The 233-nt window shown below is 55.8% G+C and carries 1 protein-coding gene; it reads right to left on the reverse strand.

The annotated features are described in order from the left end of the window. On the reverse strand, nt 1-233 hold a 233-nt coding region (locus H5114_RS20775), incomplete at both ends, for a cadherin repeat domain-containing protein (protein ID WP_182723895.1).

The raw sequence follows: 233 nt of genomic DNA on the forward strand, positions 1-233 counted from the left end.
AAATTGTGCACGTTCGCCAGGGCTTCAAAGTCATTGGCGACGGCGGCCACGCCCGCTGGGGTCAAGCTGATGACACCGGTCACGGGATCAATCTCAAACCAAGCGTCATCATTGCCGCTGACGATGCTGTAGGTCACTGGCGTGCCTTCCGGATCGATGGCATTGACGGTGCCAATCACCGTGCTGTCGCTGCTGTTTTCAAAATACGTAAAGTTGTAGCTGGTTTCGCCCAC

It is taken from the genome of Shewanella sp. SR43-8, from assembly GCF_014163775.1.
GTDB classification, from domain to species: domain Bacteria; phylum Pseudomonadota; class Gammaproteobacteria; order Enterobacterales; family Shewanellaceae; genus Shewanella; species Shewanella vesiculosa.